Source organism: Streptomyces sp. NPDC050504 (genome assembly GCF_044458065.1).
Lineage (GTDB): Bacteria > Actinomycetota > Actinomycetes > Streptomycetales > Streptomycetaceae > Streptomyces.
The window spans coordinates 323,125-348,273 of sequence record NZ_JBITHO010000010.1; the positions used below are offsets into that span (position 1 = coordinate 323,125).

General features: G+C 74.2%; 20 protein-coding genes. 10 read left to right on the top strand and 10 right to left on the bottom strand.

Translation table 11 applies throughout. The features are described from left to right. Nucleotides 1-7 precede the first annotated feature (7 nt). From cseB to ACIBNE_RS33455, 4 genes are all read right to left on the bottom strand, one after another. Entirely contained in the window at nt 8-712 is a 705-nt protein-coding gene (cseB, locus tag ACIBNE_RS33440; RefSeq protein ID WP_399278319.1) for a two-component system response regulator CseB, read from the bottom strand. Nucleotides 713-725: 13 nt separating this feature from the next. After that, on the bottom strand, nt 726-1,631 hold the full coding sequence (locus tag ACIBNE_RS33445; protein ID WP_399278320.1) for a hypothetical protein: 906 nt from the start codon (nt 1,629-1,631) through the stop codon (nt 726-728). Continuing rightward, nucleotides 1,619-2,167, bottom strand: a complete 549-nt coding sequence (locus ACIBNE_RS33450; RefSeq protein ID WP_399278321.1) for a SigE family RNA polymerase sigma factor — start codon at nt 2,165-2,167, stop codon at nt 1,619-1,621. The genes ACIBNE_RS33445 and ACIBNE_RS33450 overlap by 13 nt, the downstream gene beginning before the upstream one ends. A 215-nt stretch (nt 2,168-2,382) precedes the next feature. Further along, nucleotides 2,383-3,315 (bottom strand): A/G-specific adenine glycosylase, encoded by a 933-nt coding sequence (locus ACIBNE_RS33455; RefSeq protein WP_399278323.1) that lies wholly within the window; start codon nt 3,313-3,315, stop codon nt 2,383-2,385. Nucleotides 3,316-3,490: 175 nt separating this feature from the next. Between ACIBNE_RS33455 and ACIBNE_RS33460 the strand changes: the two genes are divergently transcribed. Further along, entirely contained in the window at nt 3,491-5,296 is a 1,806-nt protein-coding gene (locus tag ACIBNE_RS33460) for a histidine kinase (RefSeq protein ID WP_399278325.1), read from the top strand. 107 nt (nt 5,297-5,403) lie between these two features. Next, nucleotides 5,404-6,054, top strand: coding sequence for a response regulator (locus ACIBNE_RS33465; RefSeq protein WP_399278327.1), 651 nt, complete (start codon nt 5,404-5,406; stop codon nt 6,052-6,054). 7 nt (nt 6,055-6,061) lie between these two features. On the opposite strand, the gene ACIBNE_RS33470 is transcribed toward ACIBNE_RS33465, so the two are convergent. After that, nucleotides 6,062-6,697, bottom strand: coding sequence for a phosphatase PAP2 family protein (locus ACIBNE_RS33470; RefSeq protein WP_399278329.1), 636 nt, complete (start codon nt 6,695-6,697; stop codon nt 6,062-6,064). A gap of 175 nt (nt 6,698-6,872) precedes the next feature. Between ACIBNE_RS33470 and ACIBNE_RS33475 the strand changes: the two genes are divergently transcribed. Continuing rightward, nucleotides 6,873-7,718, top strand: a complete 846-nt coding sequence (locus ACIBNE_RS33475) for a hypothetical protein (protein WP_399278331.1) — start codon at nt 6,873-6,875, stop codon at nt 7,716-7,718. A gap of 132 nt (nt 7,719-7,850) precedes the next feature. Here ACIBNE_RS33475 and disA read toward each other — a convergent pair whose 3' ends face one another. After that, complete coding sequence (gene disA, locus ACIBNE_RS33480) at nt 7,851-8,978, bottom strand: DNA integrity scanning diadenylate cyclase DisA (protein ID WP_399278333.1); 1,128 nt, start codon at nt 8,976-8,978, stop codon at nt 7,851-7,853. 44 nt (nt 8,979-9,022) lie between these two features. Continuing rightward, nucleotides 9,023-10,435: a DNA repair protein RadA gene (gene radA / locus ACIBNE_RS33485; RefSeq protein ID WP_399278335.1), complete on the bottom strand. Its 1,413-nt coding sequence runs from the start codon at nt 10,433-10,435 to the stop codon at nt 9,023-9,025. Between the two features lie 174 nt (nt 10,436-10,609). On the opposite strand from radA, the gene ACIBNE_RS33490 reads away from it, so the two are divergent. Continuing rightward, nucleotides 10,610-12,385, top strand: coding sequence for a hypothetical protein (locus tag ACIBNE_RS33490; protein ID WP_399278337.1), 1,776 nt, complete (start codon nt 10,610-10,612; stop codon nt 12,383-12,385). Between the two features lie 281 nt (nt 12,386-12,666). Here the strand turns inward: ACIBNE_RS33490 and ACIBNE_RS33495 are convergent, their stop codons facing one another. After that, on the bottom strand, nt 12,667-13,482 hold the full coding sequence (locus ACIBNE_RS33495; RefSeq protein ID WP_399278339.1) for a hypothetical protein: 816 nt from the start codon (nt 13,480-13,482) through the stop codon (nt 12,667-12,669). A gap of 40 nt (nt 13,483-13,522) precedes the next feature. Between ACIBNE_RS33495 and ACIBNE_RS33500 the strand changes: the two genes are divergently transcribed. The 3 genes from ACIBNE_RS33500 to ilvD all read left to right on the top strand — a co-directional run bounded on the left by ACIBNE_RS33500 (nt 13,523) and on the right by ilvD (nt 17,456). Continuing rightward, the gene (locus ACIBNE_RS33500; protein ID WP_399278341.1) at nt 13,523-14,461 is read left to right on the top strand and encodes a Ppx/GppA family phosphatase; all 939 of its coding nucleotides are present in this window, start codon (nt 13,523-13,525) and stop codon (nt 14,459-14,461) included. Nucleotides 14,462-14,484: 23 nt separating this feature from the next. Beyond that, the gene (locus ACIBNE_RS33505; RefSeq protein ID WP_399278343.1) at nt 14,485-15,312 is read left to right on the top strand and encodes a sugar phosphate isomerase/epimerase family protein; all 828 of its coding nucleotides are present in this window, start codon (nt 14,485-14,487) and stop codon (nt 15,310-15,312) included. 293 nt (nt 15,313-15,605) lie between these two features. Beyond that, the gene (ilvD, locus tag ACIBNE_RS33510; protein WP_399278345.1) at nt 15,606-17,456 is read left to right on the top strand and encodes a dihydroxy-acid dehydratase; all 1,851 of its coding nucleotides are present in this window, start codon (nt 15,606-15,608) and stop codon (nt 17,454-17,456) included. 408 nt (nt 17,457-17,864) lie between these two features. Here the strand turns inward: ilvD and ACIBNE_RS33515 are convergent, their stop codons facing one another. After that, entirely contained in the window at nt 17,865-20,315 is a 2,451-nt protein-coding gene (locus tag ACIBNE_RS33515) for a PQQ-binding-like beta-propeller repeat protein (protein ID WP_399278347.1), read from the bottom strand. Between the two features lie 280 nt (nt 20,316-20,595). Continuing rightward, the gene (locus ACIBNE_RS33520) at nt 20,596-22,749 is read right to left on the bottom strand and encodes a PQQ-binding-like beta-propeller repeat protein (RefSeq protein WP_399278349.1); all 2,154 of its coding nucleotides are present in this window, start codon (nt 22,747-22,749) and stop codon (nt 20,596-20,598) included. 118 nt (nt 22,750-22,867) lie between these two features. On the opposite strand from ACIBNE_RS33520, the gene ACIBNE_RS33525 reads away from it, so the two are divergent. The 3 genes from ACIBNE_RS33525 to proC all read left to right on the top strand — a co-directional run bounded on the left by ACIBNE_RS33525 (nt 22,868) and on the right by proC (nt 24,783). Continuing rightward, nucleotides 22,868-23,170 carry a peptidase gene (locus ACIBNE_RS33525; RefSeq protein ID WP_399278350.1) on the top strand — a complete coding sequence of 101 codons (303 nt, stop codon included), beginning with the start codon at nt 22,868-22,870 and terminating at the stop codon, nt 23,168-23,170. 35 nt (nt 23,171-23,205) lie between these two features. Next, complete coding sequence (locus tag ACIBNE_RS33530) at nt 23,206-23,715, top strand: hypothetical protein (protein ID WP_399278352.1); 510 nt, start codon at nt 23,206-23,208, stop codon at nt 23,713-23,715. A gap of 246 nt (nt 23,716-23,961) precedes the next feature. Continuing rightward, the gene (gene proC / locus ACIBNE_RS33535) at nt 23,962-24,783 is read left to right on the top strand and encodes a pyrroline-5-carboxylate reductase (protein ID WP_399278354.1); all 822 of its coding nucleotides are present in this window, start codon (nt 23,962-23,964) and stop codon (nt 24,781-24,783) included. Nucleotides 24,784-25,149 lie beyond the last annotated feature (366 nt).

A 25,149-nucleotide genomic window follows, 5' to 3' on the forward strand; every position in this document is an offset into this window, starting at 1 on the left:
CCGGTGCCTATGCCTTGAGCTTGTAGCCGAAGCCGCGGACCGTCTCGATGCGGTCCTGCCCGATCTTCGTGCGCAGCCGCTGGACGTGGACGTCCACCACCCGGGTGTCGCCGCCCCAGCCGTAGTCCCAGACCCGCTCCAGGAGCTTGTCGCGGGACAGCACGGTGCCGGGCGCCGAGGAGAATTCGAGCAGCAGCCGCATCTCGGTGGGCGTCAGCGCCACCGGCTCGCCGTCCTTGCGGACCTCCATGCCCTCCGTGTCGACCTCCAGGCCGCCGAAGGCCAGCACTCCGCGCTCGCCGGGCCCGGCCGCCGCCTCGCCGCCCGCGCCGGAACCGCCCGCGTGGCCGAAGCGGCGCAGCACGGCGCGGATGCGGGCGACCAGGACGGCGCCGTCGAAGGGCTTCGTCACGTAGTCGTCGGCGCCGGCCTCCAGGCCGAGCACCACGTCGATGGAGTCGGCGCGCGCCGACAGCATGATCACCGGCACCGTCGACTCGTCGCGGATGCGGCGGCACAGGCTGACCCCGTCGAGCCCCGGCAGCATCACGTCGAGCAGGGCGATGTCGGGCTGGTTCGCGCGGAACGCCTCCAGGCCCGAGAGCCCGTCGGGCATCGCGGTCACGGCGAAGCCGTCGCGCTCCAGCGCGAGCTGGGTGGCTTCGCGGATGACGTCGTCGTCCTCGACGAACAGGACGTGCGTTTCGGCCATGGCTGAGCTGCTCTCAGTTCTTGGTCGGGGCGGTGGGGGGCGCGGTGGCGGGGGCGGTGGCGGTGGGTGCGAGGGGAGCGGTGGAGGGCGCGCCGGTCGGCCGTACGGTACCGGGTTCGTGCCCGGCCTCCCGCTTCTCGGCCTTGGGCTCGGCGTCGCCGTCCCCGCCGCCGTCGTCGCCGACCGCCCGGCTGAACTCGCTGCTGACCCGGTCGCGCACGACGAACCTGTCGCCGGACCAGCGGTAGGTGATCGCCTCCTCGCCCGAGGGGGAGGCCACCTGGTCGTTCTCCTTGTAGACGGAGGTGGTCACCACCAGGTCGCCCCGGTCGATGATCCCGTAGACCGCCGGGGCCTCGGCCGCGAAGACGTTGTCGTACTTGTCGCCGTCCCCGCGGTACACGTACGTCCCGAGGCCGATCGCGTCGCCGCAGGTCATCACGTTCACCACCACGTCGGCCGACGGGCCGCCCGTGAGGTTCCCGTACATGGTGTCGATCGGATAGGCGTCCGCGACGCACGGCTTCAGGTCGTCCTTGACCTGCGCGCTGACCTTCGGATCGTTCATGATCAACCGGACCGCGTCGACCTTGCGCTTCGGCTTGGCCGTGGCGGAGGCGTCGGGCAGCGGCGAGGCCCGCACGATGTCGCCGGTGCGGACGCGGCCCTCGTCGCGGGTGCCCGTACCGCCCGTGGAACAGGAGGCGGCGAACAGCCCGAGGGCGGCGAGGCCGGCCAGTGCCGTGCCGCTCGCCGCCCAGGTGCCCCGGCCGGGACGCGCGCGCCGCGCGCGCCGTCCGCCGGGGTCCGTCTCGTCGCCGCTGTCGCCGCTTCGACCGCCGTCGCTCCCGGTCCCGGCCCTGCGGCCTTCGTCGGACCCGTCCGCTCCGTCGGGCGTACCGGCTGTCAGGCCGCGCACCGCTCCCGCCCCCGTTCGTCCCTGCTCATGAGTGCCTGCGCGTCGAGGTCGCGCCGCTCCAGTTCCTGCCGCAGCCGGGCGAGCGCCCGGTGCAGTGTGCTCTTCACCGTACCGGCCGACATGCCCAGAGCGGCAGCGGTCTCCTCGGTGCTCATCTGCTCCCAGTGCCGCAGCACGACGACGCTGCGCTGCTTGGGCGCCAGCACGCCGAGGATGTCCATCAGCAGGGCGCGGTCGGCGCGCTGCTCGGTGCCGTCCTCGACGCTCGCGTCGGGCAGCTGCTCGGTGGGGACCTCTTCGAGCTTGCGGGCGCGCCACCACTCGGTCCGGGTGTTGATCATGACGCGGCGCAGGTAGGCGTCGGCCAGCGACTTGTCCGCGATGCCGTCCCAGCGGCCGTACGTGCGGGCCAGGGCGGTCTGGAGCAGGTCCTGGGCGTCGACCGGGTCGGGCACCAGACGGCGGGCGCTGCGCAGCAGTGCGTCCTGTCGGGTACGTACGTACTCCTCGAACTCGAGCACCTCGCCGTGCGCCATATCCAACCGCCTCCATCCCCGTAACAAGCCCGTGTGCCGTGTACGTCGAAGACGCTACGGAGGGCTTGTCACGGGGGTGTGCGGAGCAGCCATAGGCGGACGCACGGCTGTCCATAGATTGTGTAACAGACAGCTTTTCATTCAGGTTTCAACCCGGCGGGGACGGGATAAAGCGCCCCCGCCGGGGCGGTGTTCGGGACGTCCGGAGCCGTCGCTCAGGTCAGCGGCAGCCGGTAGAGACCGTCCGCGAGCGGCTCCACCAGTCCGTCCGCGACCAGCCCGTCCAGCGCCCTGGCGCGCTGCACCGGTTCGTCCCAGACCGCGTCGAGCGCCCGCTGCGGCACCGGGGCGACGGCCTCGCGGAGCACCGCGAGGAGCTTGCCGCGGACCTGCCGGTCGGTGCCCGCGTACGTCTGGCCCCGGCGCGGCGGTCCGGTGTGCTCGGGCTTGCCCGCCAGCCGCCAGGCACAGCGGGCGGCGATCGGGCAGGCGCCGCAGTTCTCGTTCTTCGCGGTGCACACCAGCGCGCCCAGCTCCATCGAGGCGGCGGCCCAGCGCGCGGCGGTCGCCTCGTCTTCGGGCAGCAGGGCGCGGGCGAGCTTGCGCTCGGCCGCTGTGGTGGCGTTCGGCGGGTACTGGACGCCGGTCGCCGCGCGGGCGAAGACCCGGCGGACGTTGGTGTCCAGGACCGCGTGGCGCTGGCCGTACGCGAAGGAGGCGACGGCGGCCGCGGTGTACTCGCCGATGCCGGGCAGCGCGAGGAGCTGCGCGTGGTCGTCGGGCACGTCACCGCCGTGCCGTTCCGTTATCGCCTGCGCGGCGCCGTGCAGGCGCAGGGCGCGGCGCGGATAGCCGAGGCGGCCCCAGGCGCGGACCGCCTCGCCGGGCGCGTCGGCGGCCAGGTCGGCGGGGCGCGGCCAGCGGGCCAGCCACTGCTCGTACACCGGCAGGACGCGGCTGACGGGGGTCTGCTGGAGCATGAACTCGCTCACCATCACGCCCCAGGCACCTGCCTCGGGGCGGCGCCACGGCAGGTCGCGGGCGTGCGTGTCGAACCACGCGATGACGGGGGTGTGCAGGGCGTCGGGAGGGACGGGAACGGGGCTGGGGGTGGAGGACGTCGTGGTCGTCTCAGTCGTCGCAGTCATGGCACTGGAAATCCTGGCATGCCGGGAGGGGGAAGGGCCGCAGGGACGGGTCGACGGGGACGTGAAGATCGGCTCGGCGGGGGCGTGGGGATCGGGTCGGCGGGGGTGTGGGGATCGGCGAAGACCTGACGGTCGGCAGGGGCGGGCGGCCGACCCGCGCTTGTAGCGTCGGGGGATGTTCTCGTCCCTCGCGCTGTGGCTGGCCCTCGCCGTCCCCGCGCTCTCCGCCGACCGACTGGGCCTGAACGAGCCGAGGCCCGGCTGGCAGGAGGTCGTGGGGCTCGCCGTGCTGGGGCTGGCCGCGTGGGCGTGGCGCGCGCGCCCGCTGACGGCGTTCTGCCTGGCGGCCGGGGTGGGCCTGGCGACGGCCCCGTCGCTGTTCACGCTGTCGTACGGTCCGGCGCTCGCCGTGTTCGCGCTGCTGCTGGGGCTACGGGCGGCCCGCTCGCGGCCCGCGCTGCTGGCGTTCGCCGCGGTGGGCGCGGCGGGCACGCTGCGGATCGGGGCGCGGGGCGAGGACCCGGTGGTGGAGTGGCTGGTGCTGCTGGGGACGCTGCTGTTCGCGGCGGTGTTCCCGTGGCTGGCCGGGCGCCACTGGCGCCAGCGCAGGGAGCTGACGCGGGCGGGCTGGACGCTGGTCGCGGACCGGGCGAGGCAGCGGGAGCGGGAGCGGATCGCCCAGGACATGCACGACTCGCTGGGCCACGAACTGAGCCTGATCGCGCTGCGCGCGGGCGCGCTCCAGGTCGCCCCCGACCTCCCGGCCGCGCACCGGGAGGCGGCGCGGGAACTGCGGGGCGCGGCGGCGGACGCGACGGACCGGCTGAGCGAGATCGTGGGGTTGCTGCGGGGCGCCGGGGAGACGGCTCCGGCGGGGGAGTCGGCTCCTGCGGGGGAGGTGCTGGTCCCCGCGGGGGAGGCGCTGGTTCCCGCGGGGGAGTCGATCGGGGCGCTGGTGGAACGGGCGGCCGGATCGGGGCTCGCGGTACGGCTTCAGGGGGCGGACGAGGCCCGGCCGGGAGTCGCGGGGCGCACGGCGTACCGGGTGGTGCAGGAGGCGCTGACGAACGCGGCGAAGCACGCGCCGGGCGCGGAGGTGGTGGTGACGGTGGCCGGGGACGCGGTGACGGTCACGGACACCGGGGCGGCGCGGGGCGCGGGCGCTGGGCGGGCCCGGGGGAACGGTTCGGGCCTGCTGGGGCTGCGGGCCCAGGTCGAGAGCCTGGGCGGCGGCTTCGAGGCGGGGAGGCACGGGACGGGGTTCCGGGTGCGTGCGGTGGTGCCGGGTGCCGGGCCGGGTTCGTGCGGCGGGCCCGCCGGGCGCGGGTGGTCACCCGCGGCCCGGTGGCGGCTTGCTCGCACGGTTCCCCGGGCCCCTGACGGGGCGCCCGTGCTGGACGACCCCGTTCGGGCGGACCGCCCGGGGGCGCGGGGAACCGTGCGAGGGCGCGGCACACGCGGCACGCACCCACCCACCGAGAGCGGGCCCGCCACCTTGCAGGGGCCCGGCACTCCGCAGGGGCCTGGTACCCCGCAGGAGCCCGGTACCCCCGGCCACCCCCCCCCCCAGGGCCCCGCCCACCCCGGCGGCGCCGCCTACGACCTCGCGCGCCGCGCCGCCCGCCGCCGCGCCGCCCGCTCCTTCGGCGCCGCGGCCACCGCGGGCGCCCTCCTCGTCGCGGGCGCCGTCGCCTGGTACGCGTACACCCGCACTCACTCCACCCTCGCCCCCGCCGCCTACGCGGAACTCCGCACGGGCCAGCCCCAACGCGAGGTCGACCGGCTGCTGCCGCCGTACGACGTCACGGACCCGCCGGTCGAACGCGCCCCCACCCCGCCGCCCCAGGGCGCGGAGTGCCGCTACTACCGCGACAGCCCCGAACTCTTCGTGGCGGTCGGATACTTCAGGCTCTGCTTCGAGGGCGGACGCCTCGTGAGCAAGGACATCATCCCCGGGCTGGGGACGAAGGAGACACGTTGAGCACGCCGAGCCCGACCACGGGCCCCGTAACCCCCGCAACTCTCGTAACCTCAGTGACCCCCGTAACTCCCGTAATCCCCGTAGCCCCTGCGACCCCGAAGATCCGCGTGCTCCTCGCCGACGACGAAGCCATGGTCAGGGCCGGCGTCAGGGCCATCCTCTCCGCCGACCCCGGCATCGACGTCGTCGCGGAGGCCGCCGACGGCCGGCTCGCCGTGGACGCGATCCTCGCGCACCGCCCCGACGTGGCCCTGCTCGACATCCGCATGCCGAACCTCGACGGCCTCGCCGCGGCCGAGGAGGCCGCCAGGCTCGCGCCCGCCACGGCGGTGGCGATCCTGACGACGTTCTCCGAGTCCGCGTACGTCGCCCGCGCCCTCGCGGGCGGCGCCTCCGGCTTCCTGCTCAAGTCCGGCGACCCGTACGAACTGATCGCGGGCGTGCGCGCGGTCGCCGACGGCGGCGCCTTCCTTTCGCCGAAGGTCGCCGCGCACCTCATCGACCGCGAGCGCATCGGCCGCGGCGCCCAAGCCCGGTCCCGTACGGCGGAACTGACGGCACGTGAGCGCGAGGTGCTGGGGCTGCTCGGCGCGGGCCTCTCCAACCCGGAGATCGCCGCCCGCCTCCACCTCGTCGAGGGCACGGTCAAGCAGTACGTCAGTGCGATCCTGGAGCGCCTGGGGGTCCGCAACCGCGTCCAGGCCGCGATCGTCGCGTACGAGGCCGGCCTGGTCCACGAAACGCCCGGCCTCCCCTGACCCCCGCTCAGAGCCCGGCGTGCCGGGACGTCCAGCCGCCCGCCCGTGGCCCCGCCCCCACCAGCCACCCGACCGCCCCGTTCCCGCTCCCGCGCATCGCCTCCACCAGCGCCCGCACCGCCCGCGTCCCGACCGCGACGCCCACCGCCGCGACCACCGCGCCGAACGCCAGGCCCACCGCCACGTCGTGCGGGTAGTGCACGCCGACGAAGACCCGCGAGAAGCCCATCAGCAGCGCCATCGGCACGGTCAGCCACCCCAGTCGCGGCCGTACGAGCAGCAGCGCGACCGCCGCCGCGCCCGCGATCGTCGCGTGGTTGCTGGGGAACGACCAGTCGCCGACCGGCGGGCAGGCGACCAGCGGTGCCGCCGCGTCCGCCACCGCGCGGCACGGCCGGTCCTCGTCGACCACCGACTTCAGCGCCTCGCTGCCCACGTAGGCGACCGCCGTCAGCAGCGGCGCCAGCGCGGCCAGTGCCATGGCCCGCGCGTCGCCCCCGCGCGCCCGCCACCAGCAGGCGACGAAGAGGACCCCGAAGAGCAGCAGTCCCGCCTCCGTCCAGATCTCGGCGAGGTGCTGCACCCAAGTCGGCGCGGAGCGCGCGAAGTCGGTGGTGTCCCGGTAGAGCTCCGTACTGTTCATGGTCACGGACCGTACGGATGGGGCCCCGGCCGTCACAGCGGGCTATCGACCTGTCTCCGGTCCGACGATCGACAGGGTCCGCACTCCCTCTCCGGGATGATGATCCGTAAAACTCGTGGCCCCGGGGCGGCGGGTGGGGCGGGAGTTGGCCGCGTTCTCTCGTAGGGTTGGGTCCGTGGGATCTCTGCGCAATCCGGTCGGGCCGCTTCCCTCCTCCATCTACTGGCGACGGAGGGCAATCGCGGCTGCGCTGGCCGCGGTGCTCGTGCTGCTGGTCGTATGGGCCGTCACATCCGGTGGTGGTGACGGGAGTACGGGCAGCAAGGGCCCGAAGGCATCGGGCCCCGCCACCTCCATCACCCCGGGCCCCTCCGGCACGGGCCCCGCCATCAGCGGGCAGCCGGGCGGCTCCGGCGGTTCCGGCGGCTCTGGCGGCAGCGAGGGCTCCGGCGGTTCGGGCGGCTCCGGCGGCAGCGAAGGTTCGGGCGGCTCGGGCGGCTCGGGCGGCTCGGGCGGCTCGGGCGGTGACGGCGCCGACGGCGGCGGCGGCGGCGCGGACGGCGGCGGCGCCGGGTCGAGCGGCGGCAGCACGGGCCAGCAGGTGCCGGTCGGCTCCGCCCTCCCCAACTGCGCCGCGAGCGCCCTGAAGTTGACGCTCACCCCCGTCAAGCGCGAGTACGAGCCCGGCGAGAAGCCCAAGCTCCGGGTGACCGCGACCAACACGTCGGCCGTCACCTGCAAGGCGGACTTCGGCGGCAAGGCCGTCGTCCTGACGATCCGTGACAACGAGAACGACGTGGTCTGGTCGTCGAAGGACTGCCCGCGCGGCGGCGGGGCGCTGTTCCTCAGGGTCCCCGCGAAGGCGACCGTCCACCACGTCGTGGAGTGGGACCGCAAGCGCAGCGCCGCCCAGTGCGCGACCCCGCCCGCCAAGGCCGTGGGCCCCGGCCTCTACGTGGTGGAGGCACAGGCGGGCGGCGCCGCGCTCCCCACGGCCACGATCAACCTCCGCAAGGACTGACGGCCTCTCGTCCGAGCGGTGGCTCCGCCGGACGACGCGAAGGGCGGGGCCACGAGGAACCTCCTCGTGGCCCCGCCCTTCGCGCGTCTTCACGCCACTCGGGAACCGGCCCTCAGACGTACCGCTCCAGGATCAGACGTACCGCTCCAGGATCGACGACTCCGCGAGCCGCGAAAGCCCCTCGCGCACGCTGCGCGCCCGCGCCTCGCCGACGCCGTCCACGGTCTGGAGGTCGTCCACGCTCGCGGCGAGCAGCTTCTGGAGCCCGCCGAAGTGGTCCACCAGGCGCTCGATGATCGCGCCCGGCAGCCTCGGCACCTTCGCCAGCAGGCGGTAGCCGCGCGGCGAGACCGCCGAGTCCAGCGTCTCGGGCGAGCCGCTGTACCCCAACGCCCGCGCCACTATGGGCAGTTCCAGCAGCTCGGCGTGGGTCAGCGAGTCCAGCTCCACCAGTGCCTCGTCGACCGTGCGCGAGCGCTTGGCCGTCGGCTCGGGGACGTAGTCCCGCACCACCAGCTCGCGCTCCGGCTCCACGCCCGCGATCAGCTCGTCGAGCTGGAGCGCGAGGAGACGGCCGTCGGTGCCGAGCTCGACCACGTACTCCGCGATCTCCGTGGCGATCCGGCGCACCATCTCCAGGCGCTGCGCGACCGCCGTCACGTCGCGGACCGTCACCAGGTCCTCGATCTCCAGCGCCGAGAGCGTCCCCGCGACCTCGTCGAGCCGCAGCTTGTACCGCTCCAGGGTCGCCAGCGCCTGGTTCGCTCGGGAGAGGATCGCGGCGGACTCCTCCAGGACGCGGCGCTCCCCGTTCACGTACAGCGCGATGAGCCGCATCGACTGGGAGACCGAGACGACGGGGAAGCCGCACTGCTTGGAGACGCGGTCCGCCGTGCGGTGGCGGGTGCCGGTCTCCTCGGTGGGGATCGACGCGTCCGGGACCAGCTGCACGCCGGCCCGCAGGATCTTGGTGATGTCCTTGTCCACGATGAGCGCGCCGTCGAGCTTGCACAGCTCGCGCAGCCGCGTCGCGGTGAACTCCACGTCGAGGACGAAACCGCCGGTGCACATCGACTCGACGGTCTTGTCCATGCCGAGGACGATCAGTCCGCCGGTGTTGCCCCGGAGGATGCGCTCCAAGCCGTCACGGAGGGCCATGCCGGGGGCGACCGCACTGAGCGAGGCGCGCATCAGCGCTTCGTTTCCGGAGGAGCCCCCGCCGGACTTTCCGGGACCTGATGCCCGGTCGTTGGCTGCCACTGCACTCCTCCGGCTCGTACGGACGGGCGAGACCAGGGCAAAGTCTACCGGCGCGCTTCCTGCTCCTGGGGGGCCGATCCGCGAGACCGGCGCGGCAGGACCCGCAGCGCGTCCCCCATGTCGGCGACTTCCGTGACCTTCATACCGGCCGGGACCTTGCCCGGATCGGTCGGAACCAGCGCGTGCGTGAAGCCCAGGCGGTGCGCCTCGGCCAGTCTGCGCTGCACGCCCGTGACCCGTCTGACCTCGCCGGCGAGGCCCACTTCGCCGATCGCCACGAGGTTCTTGGGCAGCGGGGTGTCGCTGGCGGCGGAGGCCAGGGCGAGGGCGATGGCGAGGTCCGCGGCGGGCTCGGAGAGCTTCACGCCGCCGACCGTCGCGCTGTAGATGTCGCGCTTGCCGAGCGCGCTGATCCGGCCGCGCTGTTCGAGCACGGCCAGCATCATCGAGACGCGGGAGGTCTCCAGGCCCGACGTCGTGCGCCGGGGGGAGGGGATCTGGGAGTCGACGGTCAGCGCCTGCACCTCGGCGACCAGCGGGCGGCGGCCCTCCAGGGTCACCGTCAGGCACGTGCCGGGCACCGGCTCGTCGCGGCGGGTCAGGAACAGGCCGCTGGGGTCGGCGAGCCCGGTGATGCCCTCGTCGTGCAGCTCGAAGCAGCCGACCTCGTCCGTCGCCCCGTACCTGTTCTTCACGCCCCGCACCAGGCGCAGCCGGGCGTGCCGGTCGCCCTCGAAGGAGAGGACCACGTCCACCAGGTGCTCCAGCAGCCGGGGGCCCGCGATCGCGCCGTCCTTCGTCACGTGACCGACCAGCAGCGTGGACATCCCGCGCTCCTTGGAGGCCCGGATCAGCGCCCCCGCCACCTCCCTGACCTGGGCCATGCCGCCGGGCGCGCCCTCGATCTCGGGCGAGGCCACCGTCTGCACGGAGTCCAGGACCAGCAGCGAGGGCTTGACCGCGTCCAAGTGCCCGAGGACCGCCGACAGGTCGGTCTCCGCCGCCAGGTAGAGGTGGTCGTCGAGCGCGCCGATCCGGTCGGCGCGCAGCCGCACCTGGCTCGCCGACTCCTCGGCCGTCACGTACAGCGTGGGGTGCTCGTCGCTCGCCGACTTGGCGGCCGCGTCCAGCAGCAGCGTCGACTTGCCGACGCCCGGCTCGCCCGCGATGAGCACCACGGCGCCGGGCACGAGCCCGCCGCCCAGCACCCGGTCCAGCTCCGGCACGCCCGTCGAACGGGCGGTCGCCTGGCGGCTGTCCACCTGCCCGATGGGGACGGCGGCGGTGGAGACGCGGCCCGCGGCGGTCGTCCGCACGGCGGGCGCGCCGCCGAACTCCTCGACCGTGCCCCACGCCTGGCACTCGGGGCAGCGGCCGAGCCATTTGGCGGTCGTCCAGCCGCATTCGGTGCAGCGGTAGGACGGCCGGTCCTTCGCGGATTTCGTACGGGCAGCCATGCGCACACCGTAATGGGGCCCACTGACAACGCCCCGCCGAGCCCCGGCGCGGCGCCCCGCTCGCGGCCCCCGATTCCTCCCGGACACCCCCGCGTCACCGGACGGCCGGGTTTTGGCCGGGAAACATCGGCCTGCTGTCCCCTTTCGAGGGATACGTTCACCCGTAAGGATTAAATGTGTTCAAGGGGTGCGAAGGGTTCGTCCCGCACTGCCTACGGTCGCCGGGTGACGAGCAGCAGACTGGAGCCCCCCACGCGCAACCCCGGCGCACACCGGGCGCGTCGACGTGCGCACCGCGCGCCGTCGCAGACGTCCTCGCAGCGCATGCCCGCGCGCTACGAGGCATATTTGGACGGTCTTTTCACCTACTGCCTCTCGGTGCTCTGCGACCACGAAGCGGCCACCGAAGTCCTGGGCGACGTCCTCGCCATCTCCGAGCACCGGCAGGGCCGCTGCCCCTCCGCCGACCCCGGCCGCAAGGCGTGGCTGTACGCGCTCGCCCGCTGGACCTGTCTGCGCAGGCTCGCCGAGCGGCGCAAGGCCCGCCAGGGCGCGCACACCGGCCGCCCCGCCGCCAAGTCCGCCGGGGCCCGGTCCGCCGAGCCGCAGTCCGCCGAGCCGCAGTCCGCCGAGTCCGAGGCCGTCGCCGAGCACCGCCGCCGCGAACTGGCCCAGCTCGCCTGGCCCGAGGCCGCGGGCACCACCCCCGAGCAGCGCGAGGCGCTGGAGCTGGCCGTACGGCACGGCCTGGCGCCCCGCGAGGTCGCCTCCGTCCTCGGCCTCGACCACGCAGCGGCCCGCGAACTCCTCGCGTCCGGCGCCTGCGAGGTGGAACGCACCCGCGCCGCGCTCGCCGTCGTCGAGCTCGGCGGCTGCCCCACGATCTCCCGCCTCACCGGCGACCACCAGGTCCTGCTCTCCGCCGCGCTGCGCCGCGAGCTGGTGCGGCACGTCGACGACTGCCCGCGCTGCCGCAGGGCCGCCGAGCGCGCCGGAGCGGGCGGGCCCTGGCCCGGCGCGACCGTCACGCCCCCGGCCGCGCTGCCGCTCGTGGAGGCGCCGCGCGCGGCGGCGTACGTCGCGATGACGCACGTGCCCCGGGCGCGCGTGACGGGCCCCCGCTTCGACCGCACGGGCTTCCCCGTCGACCCCAAGGACCGCGCGGCCCGGCGGGAGCGGCTGCGCACGCGAGCCGTGACGACGACCGTGGTGGCGACGGTGGTCGCCGCGCCCGTGCTCGCGCTCTGGGCCGCCTACCGGGGCGCCCCGCTGACCGGGGAGGCACGGGCCGGGGCCGGGGTCTCGGCGACCGAGGCCGACGACCCAAAGGGCCTGGACGGCGACTCCTACTCCCCGTACGAGAACGCGGGCAACGCGGCCCGTACGGACCCCGCGCCCCGCTTCACCGCGGGCAGCCGGACGCCCGACGTGTCCGTCGAGGTCATCAGCCAGGGCAAGCCCCAGACGGGCCCCGGGCGCCTCACGGTCGCCGCGCGCCCCTCCGGCGGCACGACCGTCGTCACGCTCACCGCGTCCGGGGGAGCGCCGGTCGACTGGTCCCTGTGGACGGACGCGCCCTGGCTCACGGCGAGCCGCACGTCGGGCACGCTCGCCCCAGGAGAAACGATCACTGTGTACGTCATGGTGAACCGCGCGCGCGAGCCGGTCGGCGCGTGGTCCGCACGGATCGGCGTGGAGCCGTCGGGCGCGGTGATCCGCACGACGGGCTGGGGAGCCTCCCCGGAGGACCCGGACCCCGGCCCGGACCCGGAGCCCCCGGACCCGACACCGACGGAGACGGAGTCCCCGTCCCCCGAGCCCCCGGACCCGACCCCGACAGAGACGGAGTCCCCGTCCCCGGAGCCCCCGGACCCCACGCCGACAGAGACGGAATCCCCGTCCCCAGAGCCCCCGGACCCGACCCCCACGGACAGCGAGACACCCCCATAAGGGACTGTGCCGGATGTACGGCTCCGCCGCGCGGGCGCGATCACAGGTGCGCCCCGCACAGGTGCGCCCCGAAGGGGCGCGGGGAACCGCGCGAGAGTGGAGCAGATGCCGCACATACCCACCCACCCCGAGCGGGCTCGCCCCAAGGCACCACCCACCCCACCCAGCCACCAGCAGGTTTTCGGGAAGGGGCGGGGAGGGGCCTGGCCCGCCGCAGGCGAAAAAGACGTCCGCCCCGGGCCACCGGACCCCAAAAAGGCCCACCCCGGGGGCAACGCCCCCTACGCCCCCGGGTCCGCGGGGTGGGGCGCCATGGGCAGCAACGAGGCGAGGCGCGCCTCGCACAACCCCACCAACACCTCGTACGCCCCCGCCCCCATCAGCTCCCGGAGCTCCGGCGCGTACGACTCGTACACCGCCTTCCCCGCCCCGTGCGCGGACGTCGCCGACGTGCACCACCAGTGCAGGTCGTGCCCGCCGGGCCCCCACCCCCGCCGGTCGTACTCACCGATGGAGATCTGCAGGATCCGCGTGTCGTCCGGCCGGTCGATCCACTCGTACGTCCGCCGCACGGGCAGCTGCCAGCACACGTCCGGCTTCGTCTCCAGCGGCTCCTTGCCCTCCCGCAGCGCCAGGATGTGCAGCGAGCACCCCGCGCCGCCCGCGAACCCGGGACGGTTCTGGAAGATGCACGACCCGTTCCAGCGCCGCGTCTGCCGCTCGCCGTCCTCGTCGGTCTGGATCCACCCGGACTCCGTCCCGACGTCGTGGAACTGCCACAGCTCAGGCGTCAGCCGCGCCACGTTCTTCGCGACCCGCTTCTCGTCGTCCTCGTCGGAGAAGTGCGCGCCCAGCGTGCAGCAGCCGTCGTCGGCGCGGCCCGCCTGGATGCCCTGGCAGCCGCTGCCGAAGATGCAGGTCCAACGTGACGTGAGCCACGTCAGGTCGCAGCGGAAGACCTGCTCGTCGTCGTCCGGATCGGGGAACTCCACCCACGCACGCGCGAAATCCAGGCCCTTCTCGTCACTTTGCAGACCTGCTTCGAGCTTCTTCGGCTTCTTGCCTTTGCCCGGCTTCGCCTTTTTCGTCTTTGGCACGGGCCAAGCGTATGCGCGCGATCGCAGTAGCGTTCCGTACATGAGACTCGGAGTCCTCGACGTGGGGTCGAACACGGTGCACCTGCTCGTGGTCGACGCCCACCCCGGTGCACGCCCTTTGCCCGCCCACTCGCACAAGGCGGAGCTGCGCCTGGCCGAACTCCTCGACGCGGGCGCGGGCGGGGCGATCAGCCCCGCGGGCGTCGACGTCCTGACCGCGACCATCGCCGAGGCCGTGCAGGCCGCCGAGGACAAGGGCTGCGAAGAGGTGCTGCCCTTCGCGACCTCGGCCGTGCGCGAAGCGTCCAACGCCGACGAGGTGCTCGCCCGGGTCAAGGCCGAGACCGGCGTGGAGCTCCAGGTCCTGACCGGCGACGAGGAAGCCAGGCTGACGTTCCTCGCCGCCCGCCGCTGGTTCGGCTGGTCCGCGGGCAAGCTCCTCCTCCTCGACATCGGCGGCGGCTCGCTGGAGATCGCGTACGGGATCGACGAGGAGCCCGACGCCGCGGTCTCCCTCCCCCTCGGCGCGGGCCGGCTCACCGCGGGCTGGCTGCCCGGAGACCCGGCGGACGCCCAGGACGTACGGGCGCTGCGCCGCCACGTGCGCGCCCAGATCGCCCGTACCGTCGGCGAATTCGCCCGCTTCGGACCGCCCGACCACGTCGTCGCCACCTCCAAGACCTTCAAGCAGCTCGCGCGCATCGCGGGGGCCGCCCGCTCGACCGAGGGCCTGTACGTGCAACGCGCGCTGACCCGCAAGGCACTGGAAGAGTGGGTGCCCAAGCTCTCCGCGATGACCGCGGAGCAGCGCGCCGGGCTCCCGGGCGTCTCCGAGGGCCGGGCGGGACAGCTGCTCGCGGGCGCTCTGGTCGCGGAAGGAGCGATGGATCTCTTTGGAGTCGAGGAGCTGGAAATCTGTCCGTGGGCGCTGCGGGAAGGGGTCATCCTGCGCCGCCTCGACCACCTCCCCGCCGCCTAGTGCGGCCCCGTACGCTGTCTTCCGTGGCAGAACGAGCGGTGAGCGTCCCGGGTGCGAAGGTCGCCCTGTCGACGGCCTCGGTCTATCCGGAGTCCACGGCGACGGCCTTCGAGATAGCCGCGCGCCTGGGGTACGACGGCGTCGAGGTCATGGTCTGGACCGACCCGGTCAGCCAGGACGTCGAGGCCCTGCGCCGCCTCTCCGACTACCACCAGGTGCCGATCCTCGCCGTGCACGCGCCGTGCCTGCTGATCACCCAGCGGGTCTGGTCGACCGACCCCTGGACCAAGCTCCAGCGCGCGCGGGCGGCGGCCGAGAAGCTGGGCGCTTCGACGGTCGTCGTGCACCCGCCGTTCCGCTGGCAGCGGCAGTACGCCAGGGACTTCGTCACCGGCATCTGGCGGATGGCCGACGAGACGGACGTCCGCTTCGCGGTCGAGAACATGTACCCGTGGCGGTACAAGGACCGCGAGATGCTCGCGTACGCCCCCGAGTGGGACGTCACGAAGGACGACTACCGCCACTTCACGGTCGACCTCTCGCACACCGCGACGGCCCGCACCGACGCCCTCGCGATGATCGACCGCATGGGCGACCGGCTCGCCCACGTCCACCTCGCGGACGGCAAGGGCTCCGCGAAGGACGAGCACCTGGTGCCGGGGCGCGGCACCCAGCCCTGCGCGGAGCTGCTGGAGGGGCTGGCGCACAGCGGATTCGACGGGCACGTGGTGATCGAGGTCAACACCCGCCGGGCGATGTCCTCCGCCGAACGGGAGGCCGACCTGGCGGAAGCCCTGGCATTCACCCGCCACCACCTGACCTCGACCCACACGAACGCAAAGCACCCCTGAAGGACGCGCCAGCGCCCCGTCAGGGGCGCGGGGAACTGCGCGAGAGTGGGGCACACGCCGCACCCACCCACCCCGCGGCAGCGGGCTCGCCACCGGCAGGTTTTCGGGAAGGGGCGGGGAGGGGCCAGCCCGCCGCAGGCGAAAACGGCACCCCGGGGGCGCCCGGACCCCCACGAAGCACCCGCTCCCGAAACCACCGCGGGTCCCGCGATCTGGACACCCTGTCCAAAATACGGAGCAGGGGCGTACCCTCGACCCCACGCCCCACCCCGCCCACCAAGGAGCGAGCGACGATGCCCGAGCTGAGGTCCCGCACAGTCACCCACGGCCGCAACATGGCAGGCGCCCGCGCCCTCATGCGCGCCTCCGGTGTAGCGAGCGAGGACATCGGCAAGCCCATCATCGCCGTGGCGAACAGCTTCACGGAGTTCGTCCCCGGCCACACCCACCTCGCCCCGGTCGGCCGCATCGTCTCCGACGCGATCAAGGCGGCGGGCGCCGTCCCCCGCGAGTTCAACACCATCGCCGTGGACGACGGCATCGCGATGGGCCACGGCGGGATGCTCTACAGCCTCCCCTCCCGCGACCTCATCGCGGACAGCGTGGAGTACATGGTCGAGGCCCACTGCGCCGACGCCCTGATCTGCATCTCGAACTGCGACAAGATCACCCCGGGCATGCTGATGGCGGCGCTCCGCCTCAACATCCCCACGGTCTTCGTCTCCGGCGGCCCGATGGAGTCCGGCAGGGCCACCCTCGTGGACGGCACGGTCCGCACCCTCGACCTGGTCGACGCGATCTCCGACGCCGTCAACGACAAGATCTCCGACGAGGACATCCTCCGCATCGAGGAGAACGCCTGTCCGACCTGCGGCTCCTGCTCCGGCATGTTCACCGCCAACTCGATGAACTGCCTCGCCGAAGCCATCGGCCTCGCCCTCCCCGGCAACGGCTCGGTCCTCGCCACCCACACCGCCCGCCGCGCGCTGTACGAGACCGCGGGCCGCACGGTTGTGGAGATCACCAAGCGCCACTACGAGCAGGACGACCCGACCGTCCTGCCCCGCGCCGTCGCGAGCCGCGCCGCGTTCGAGAACGCCATGGCCCTCGACATCGCCATGGGCGGCTCCACCAACACGATCCTGCACCTGCTGGCCGCCGCCCAGGAGGCCGAGCTGGACTTCGGCCTCGCGGAGATGGACGCGATCTCGCGCCGCGTCCCCTGCCTCGCCAAGGTCGCGCCGAACGTCGCCAAGGACCGCACGTACTACATGGAGGACGTGCACCGCGCGGGCGGCATCCCCGCCATCCTCGGCGAGCTGTACCGCGGCGGGCTGCTCAACGAGGACGTGCACAGCGTCCACTCCCCGTCCCTCGCCGACTGGCTCAAGAACTGGGACGTGCGCGGCGGCTCGCCCTCCCCGGAGGCCGTCGAGCTGTGGCACGCGGCCCCCGGCTGCGTCCGCTCCGCCACCGCCTTCTCGCAGTCCGAGCGCTGGGACGCCCTCGACACCGACGCCGAGTCCGGCTGCATCCGCTCCGTCGAGCACGCCTACTCCAAGGACGGCGGCCTCGCCGTCCTCAAGGGCAACCTCGCGGTCGACGGCTGCGTCGTGAAGACCGCGGGCGTCGACGAGTCGATCTGGACCTTCGAGGGCCCGGCCGTCGTCTGCGAGTCCCAGGACGAGGCCGTCGACAAGATCCTCCGCAAGGAGATCACGCACGGCGACGTCGTCGTCATCCGCTACGAGGGCCCCAAGGGCGGCCCCGGCATGCAGGAGATGCTCTACCCGACGTCCTTCCTCAAGGGCCGCGGCCTCGGCAAGACCTGCGCCCTGGTCACCGACGGCCGCTTCTCCGGCGGCACCTCGGGCCTGTCGATCGGCCACGCCTCGCCCGAGGCAGCGTCCGGCGGCACCATCGCCCTCGTCGAGGACGGCGACCGCATCCGCATCGACATTCCGAACCGCTCCATCGAGCTGCTGGTCGACGAGGACACCCTGGCCGCCCGCGAGCGCGCCCTGGGCGGCGTCTACGCCCCCAAGGACCGCGACCGCAAGGTCTCGCAGGCGCTCAGGGCGTACGCGGCGATGGCCACCAGCGCCGACAAGGGCGCCGTCCGGGACGTCACCAAGCTCGGCTGACCGCGCGGGCGCCGCGCGCGGCGCCCCCGAACGACGACGGGACCCGGCCACCCAGGCAGGGTCCCGTCACCACATCCGACACGCCCCCGAGCATCCGATACGCCCCCGAAGCCGCACCGGCCCCCGAAACCCGCCGGAACCGGCCCCCGGCAGGCCCACGAAGAGCCCCGCACCCCGGCCCCCCGGCAGCGCTGTCTCCGGCGCCCCGCCTCCAGCCCCTGGCCCCCCGCCTCCGGCCCCCGGCAGCCGCGCCCTTCGCCCCCGCCCCCGGCGCCCCCGTACCCCGGCCCCTGGCAGCCCCGCCCCCGGCGCCCCCGCACTCCAAGCCCCTGCCTCCGACCCCCGGCGCCCCCGCGCCTCAAGCCCCCGCACTCCGGCCCCCGGTCCCTGCCCCCAGCGCCCCGCGCCTCAAGCCCCGAGCGGTGCCTTCGCCGGCGCCCTGGGCCCCGACTCGCCCCCGCCCGACGAGCCGCCCGAGCCGCCCGACGGCTTCTCGCCCGTCCCGCCATCCGGCGGCACAGCGGCCCTCTCCGGATCGTTCGGGTCGATCGTGAAGACCACCCCGCCCGTCGAGATGACGATCAGCGCCCGCCCCGCCCTGTACACCCGCGACCGCAGACCGCCCATCACCGTGTCGTGGTCACTGTGCGCACCGGTCTCCCACAGCGGCTCACCGGTCTTCGGATCCAGCGCCACCACCCGGCCGCTCGCGCTCGCCAGATAGAGCGTCCCGTCCACCTTGTCGGCCGTCGGCGGCCCGAGCTGCTCCACCGACGTGTCCCGCTCCCACAGCGTCTTGCCGGTCAGCGGCGACACCGCGGCGACCGTGCCGTTCTGCCGTACGAAGTAGAGGGTGTCCGCCAGCAGCACGGGCATGCCGCGCCACTCCGCGCTCAGCTTGACCGTGGTCTGCGCCCGCGTCGCCGGATCCACCAGCAGGATCCCGGTCACCACGCTGCTGTCGAACTCGCCCACCAGGCCCTCGCGCCACACCGGGAACGCCAGCCTGCCGCCCACCGACCCCAGAACCGCGTCGCCGCCCGCGGGCTCGGCCGTCTTCCGCGTCCTGCCGTCGCCCTTCGCCAGGTGCACCACCTCGCGGTGCGGGCCGCCCTCGGCGTCCCCGCAGAACGCGTACAGCTCCGCCAGGACCACCTGGATCCGGCAGCTCAGCCGCGTCGCGAGCCGCGACTCCCAGCGGCGCTCCCCGGTCCGCAGGTCGCGGGCCGTCACGGTCCGGTCGTCCGCGCCCACCGTCACCGCGAGCCCGTCGAGCACCACGCCCACGATCTCGGACTCCAGCGACGACGAGGGGCGCGTCCACAGCCGCTTCCCGTTGTCCGCGTCCAGCGCCGTCACGCGCTGCCGGTCGTCGGGGGTGGGCTCGGTGATCAGGACGACCCCGTTCTCCACGCCGATGGGCACCGAGCTGCCGATGCTGACGCTCGGGTCGACCGCGGGGGGCGGAGCGGCGCGCCAGACCGTGGCGCCGGTCGCGGTGTCGATCCGTACGGTGGTCACCGAGTCGCCCCCGCAGAACGCGGCTGTCCCCTCCACCACGCAGCCGATGCTGTTGAGCGGTACGCCCTCCGGGCCGGATTTCTTGTCCTCGTTCCCGGCCGGCGCGGTCAGCGTGGTCTGCCAGGGCTTCCAGCCCACGGGCAGCGGCAGGAGGGGAGCCTTGGTCCCCTTGCCCGCCGCCGCTCGCGGGGAGGCGGGGGACCCGCCCTCGTCGACGTACGTGCCGTCGCCGTCCATCCCGCCGTACGCGAGGAGCCCGCCCGTCACGCCGCCGAGGGTGATCACGGCGGTGACGGCCAGCGCGACCCCGTGCCCGCGCACCCGCCGGCGCAGCCGCGTACGGACGCGACCGCCCGCAGGAGCGGTGACGTCGCCCCGAGGCCCACCGCCCCCGACGCCCTCCTTCGCCCCGCCCTTCGCCCCGCCCTTCGTTCCGCCCCCGGTCCCGTTCTTCGCCGCGCCCTTCGCCGCGCCCTTCGCCCCGGCCCCCGGAGCCCCCGCCTCCTTCAGCGCCAGGAACTCCTGCGTCTCGCCGAGCCCCGCGAACAGCACCGCCAGCTCGGTCAGCTCCGGCCGCTCCTCCGGCTTCTTCGCCAGGCACCGCGCCACCACGGGCCGGAAGTCCTCCGGCACCCCCGTCAGGTCCGGCTCGTCGTTCACCACCTGGTACGCCGTCATGTACGGGCTGTCCGCGTCGAAGGGACCGCGCCCCACCGCCGCGTACACCAGCAGCGTCCCGAGCGAGAAGACGTCCGACGCCGGGCCGACCTCGCGCGGCCTGCTCAGCTGCTCGGGCGACATGAAGGGCGGCGTGCCCATGACGTGCCCGGTCGCGGTCAGATGGAGGCCCTGGCTCTCCGCGGCCCGCGAGATCCCGAAGTCGATCACCTTGGGGCCGTCGTCGGCGAGCAGCACGTTCGCGGGCTTCAGGTCCCGGTGGACCACCTCGACCCGGTGGATGTCGCGCAGCGCCTCGACCAGCCCCAGCGCCAGCTGCCGCAGCTCGACCCGGTCCAGCGGCCCGGAGTCCTTCAGCCGCTCGGCGAGCGTGGGACCCGGCACGTACAGCGTGGCCATCCACGGCCGCCGCGCTTCCGCGTCCGCGTCGACCACCGGGGCGGTGAAGGCACCGCTGACCCGCCGCGCCGCCGCGACCTCCTGCCGGAACCGCGTGCGGAACGTCGCGTCCGTCGCGTACTGCTCGTGCACGACCTTGACGGCGACCTCGCGGCCCGAGGAGGACCTGGCGAGGAAGACGACACCCATGCCGCCCGACCCGAGCCGGTCCACCAACCGGTACCCGCCGATCGCCTCCGGATCATCCGTCCCCAGCGGCACAGTCCCCGCCCCCCACTCAACGCCCTGCCGCCCCCAGCCTAGGCGGCCCCCACCGGCCCACCACGGCTGACCCGTCCCCGACCGCCGCCCCGGCCCGCCGCACCACCGCGAACCGCCCCATACCCGCCGCGGCGTCCCGCTCCTCAGTACCCGACCCGCTCCCCGGGCCCCCTCCGCGAAGCACCGCCCCGCACCCGGCCGCCCCGCGCCCGGCCTTCCCGCGCCCGGCCTTCCCGCACCCCGCCATCCCGTTCACCGCTCCGCTCCGCTCACCGCCCGCTCACCACCGCGCCGGATCCGCCCCCACGGCGAAGACCGAGCCGTCGGGAGCGGTGGCGAACACCCGGCCGTCCGCGACCGCGGGCATCGGCAGCGCGGCCGAGTACGTACGGCTCCCGCTCCCCATCCGCAGCTTCGTCTGTCCGAGCAGCACCCCGCGCCGCGCGTCCACGGCCAGCAGCCGCCCGTCCGCCGCCACCAGATAGACCCGCCCGCCCGCGGCGACCGGCCGCGACGCGCGCGCCACCGACGTCTCGCGCCGCCACAGCTGCCTCCCCGCCGCCGCGTCGACCGCGACCAGCGACCCGCCCGCCCCGAAGAGGTAGACGCGGTCGCCGTCGACCGCGGCCTGCGCCTGGTCGACCGGGGCGCCGAGCGGCAGCCGCCGCACCGAGCGGTCCGCGAGGCCGAGCCGCACCACGCCGTCCGTGTACCCGTCGGAGTCGGCGCTCAGCAGCACCAGCGCGCCCCCGCCCGCCCCCGCGGGCTCCAGCAGGCCCGTGAGCCGCTTCTCCCAGCGCGTGCGCCCGTCGCCCGGACCGACCGACACCACCCGCGTCGACGCGCCGTCCGCGGCGGCGGTCACCGCGAGCAGCGCCCCCTCCCCGTCCCGCGCGGCCACCCACCGGGTGCCGTCGCCCGCGCCCCGCCGGGTCCACAGCTCCTTCCCGGTCCGCCCGTCCAGCGCCCGCACCAGCCCGCCGCGCCCGGACAGCAGCACGACGTCACCGGCGTACGAGACGGAGGGGTACGCGGAGACGTCCGCGCTCCACCCGACCTTCCCCGACCCGGGATCGAGCGCTTCGAGCCGGTGCGAGCCGGACGGCACGGTGTGCAGCAGGCCCCCGCACAGCACGGGCGCCATGCCCTCCTCGCTCGCGCGGCCGCGCCCGCCGGACCGCGCCGACCACAGGGTCCGCCCGTCGGCGGGATCGAGCCGCACGGCGGCGACCCCCGGAGCCGTACAGAACAGGCCGCCGTCCGAAGGCGCGGCACACGCCGCCGTACGGCCGTCCGCGAACGAAACCTCCCAGGGCCGGAAGGCCGCCCCGGCCCGCGCGGGCCCCTCGGACCGCACCCCGTCACGGCGGTCCCCGCCGTCGCCGCCCCCGACGGCGAGCAGCGCGGCGACGGCCGCCCCGACGACGGCGCAGCCGAGCACGGCGACCCCGACACCCCGACGGCGCTGCCGCTGCCACGGCCACCGCTGCCGTGGAGCGGCCCCGGCCCCGGCCTCGTCCACAGCCCCGGCCCCATCCACGGCCACGGCCCCGGCCCAGGGCTCCGCCCCCGCCCCCGCCTCCTCCCGCACCACATCGGGCACCCGGAAGCTCTGCGTGTGCGGATGTGCGGCGGGGGACCGCAGCGCCACCATCACCTCGTCCGCCGTGGGCCGGTCGGCCGGATCCTTCGCGAGGCAGGCGCGCAGCACGGGCGCCAGCCCCTCCGGCACGCCCGCCAGATCGGGCTCGTTGTGCACCACCTGGTACGCGACGATGTACGGACTGTCCGAGTCGAAGGGCCCCCGCCCGGTCGCCGCGTGCGTCAGCACCGCGCCCAGCGCGAACACGTCGGCGGCCGGCCCGACGTCGCGCGGCCGCTGGAACTGCTCGGGCGCCATGAACGGCGGCGTGCCGATGAGCTTGCCCGTCTCCGTCCGCAGATCGCTGTCGTACGGCCGGGAGATCCCGAAGTCGATGACCTTGGGCCCATCCGCGGCCAGCAGTACGTTGCTGGGCTTGAGGTCCCGGTGGACCACACCGGCCCGGTGGATGTCGCGCAGCGCCTCGGCGAGCCCCGCACCGACCCTGCGCAGCTCGTCGGCGCCCATCGGCCCGTTCCGCTTGATGCGCTCGGCGAGGGTCGGGCCCTCGATGAACAGCGTCGCCATCCAGGGCCGCTCGGCGTCCGGGTCGGCGTCCACGACGGGCGCGGTGAACGCCCCGCTGACCCGCCGCGCGGCCGCCACCTCCTGGCGGAAACGCGCCCTGAACTCGGGATCGGCGGCGTGCTCGGCGTGCACGACCTTCACGGCGAGGCGCAGCCCCGACCCGGAGGACGCGAGATGGACGACGCCCATGCCGCCCGTACCGAGACAGGCTTCGAGCCGGTACTGGCCGGCGGATTCCGGATGTTCCGTCCGCAGCGGTCGCATCGCCACCTCCCCCGTTCACGGGCGACGCGCGGAGCCTAATCGATGGTGGGGCCGGGACGAACGGGCCTTGTTAGCCTGCGCGTCGCGCGTGCACACGACGACGAACGGGGAGCCCGGAATGGAAACGAACGAGCCAAGAGAAGCGAGAGAAGCGGAAGCGACGACCCTGTCCGCGAAGCGCTACGACGTGGCGCCCGGCTACCGCGTCAACGTCCGCAGCGGCCCCGGCACCGACTACCGCCTGCTGAAGGTCCTGCCGTACGGGGCCCGGGTGCCGATCAACTGCCAGCAGCCCGGCGAGTGGGTCAACGGCCCGTACGGCACCTCGAACATCTGGGACAACATCGGCAACGGCCAGTTCATCGCGGACGCCTACGTACACACGGGCAGCGACGGCTACGTGACCATCCGCTGCGCCTGACGCGGGGGGCGGGGGCCCCGGGGATAATCGCCCTTGTGAGCGAGAACCCCGAGAAGGACACCCCCTCCGTACCGCAGCCGGGCCCCCAGCCCGAGCCCATCCGCTTCTTCGGCACGAGCTGGGTGAACCACGACGACCACTACGCCCTGCGCCGGGCCGGCGTGGCGGTCGGCTCGCTGGCGGCGGCGGCAGCCAGCTGCCTCGTCCTGCGCTTCGCGTACGACGGCCTGCGGATGGCCGAGGTGGGCAGCGTGGTGAACCTGCTGCTGGTGGTCATGTTCTCGCTGTGCAGCGCACTGGCGTTCCGCAAGACGTGGGAGGGCTTCTCGCGCCGTCCCGCGGACCCGGTGCGCGAGGAGCAGCTGCGCAGCTTCAAGACGATCGGCTTCGTGGGCGGCCTGCTGGCCTACTTCCTGCGCTCCCTGAAGGAGGCCCCGGGCGAGGGCCTGCGCAGGGCGGAGTACGAAAAGGCGAAGACCCAGTACGAGAAGCGCAGGGGCGCCAGAACAGGCAACCCGGCAACCCGCAAACGCAAGCGCAAGTAGCACCCCGCCAGGGGCGAGTGCGCCCCGATCGGGGCGCGGGGCTGTGTCCGTTGTGCGGCTCCGCCGCGCGGGCGCGAGCACAGGTGCGCCCCTTTAGGGGCGCGGGGAACTGCGCGAGAGTGGGGCACATGCCGCGCATACCCACCCACCCCCGAGCGGGCCCGCCACAAGGCGCCACCCACCAGCCACCCGCAGGGACAGCCCGCCGCAGGCGAAACGGCGCCGCGGGGCGACGCGACTGCGAAGATGACGCCCATGACGAACAAGACAGTCGCGGTCCTGGGCACCGGAAAGATCGGCGAAGCCCTCCTGAGCGGCATGATCAGAGGCGGCCGCCGCCCCGCCGACCTCCTGGTCACCGCCCGCCGCACGGACCGCGCCGAAGAACTCCGCACCCGCTACGGAGTGGAAGCCGTCAGCAACGCGGAAGCCGCCAAGCGGGCCGACACCCTCATCCTCACGGTGAAGCCCCAGGACATGGGCAAGCTCCTCGACGAGCTCGCCCCGCACCTCCCCACCGACCGCCTCGTCATCAGCGGCGCGGCAGGCATCCCCACCGCCTTCTTCGAGGAGCGCCTGGCCCCGAACACCCCGGTGGTCCGCGTCATGACGAACACCCCGGCCCTCGTGGACGAGGCCATGTCCGTCATCTCGGCCGGCAGCCACGCCACCGCCGAGCACCTCGCGCACGCAGAAGAGATCTTCGGGGGCGTCGGCAAGACCCTGCGCGTCCCGGAGTCCCAGCAGGACGCGGCCACCGCCCTCTCCGGCTCGGGCCCGGCGTACTTCTACTACCTGGTCGAGGCGATGACCGACGCGGGCATCCTCCTCGGCCTGCCCCGCGCCCAGGCCCACGACCTGATCGTGCAGGCCGCCATCGGCGCCGCGGTGATGCTCCGCGACAGCGGCGAGCACCCGGTGAAGCTCCGCGAGGCGGTCACCTCCCCGGCGGGCACCACGATCAACGCGATCCGTGAACTGGAGAACCACGGCGTACGCGCGGCCCTCATCGCGGCCCTGGAAGCGGCCCGCGACCGCAGCCGCGAGTTGGCCACGGGCAACGGCTGAGCAACGCCCCGACCAGCAGCGGTTGACACCTTTGCCACAGATCCGTAATGTTCTCCGAGCTGTCCGACGTGAGCACCGACTTCGGTTGGTCCCCGGACGGCCATTCCGCACCAACCACTTCAAGCGAGCGACTTCACCGTCGCCTCGTTTTCCGTGCGTTTTTGCGAAATGAGGAATGCGCGTTCCCCGGAACGCCCCCGATTAGCGTCGGGGCCCAGGATTCCGCTAAAGTCTCACTCGTCGGAACGGCCCAACAGCCGTGAAGGCGACTCCCGCTGACTGGGAATCAGGCCCGAAAGGATCTGATAGAGTCGGAACCGCCGGAAGGGAAAGCGCGAAAGCGCCGGACCGGAAAGCACCGAGGAA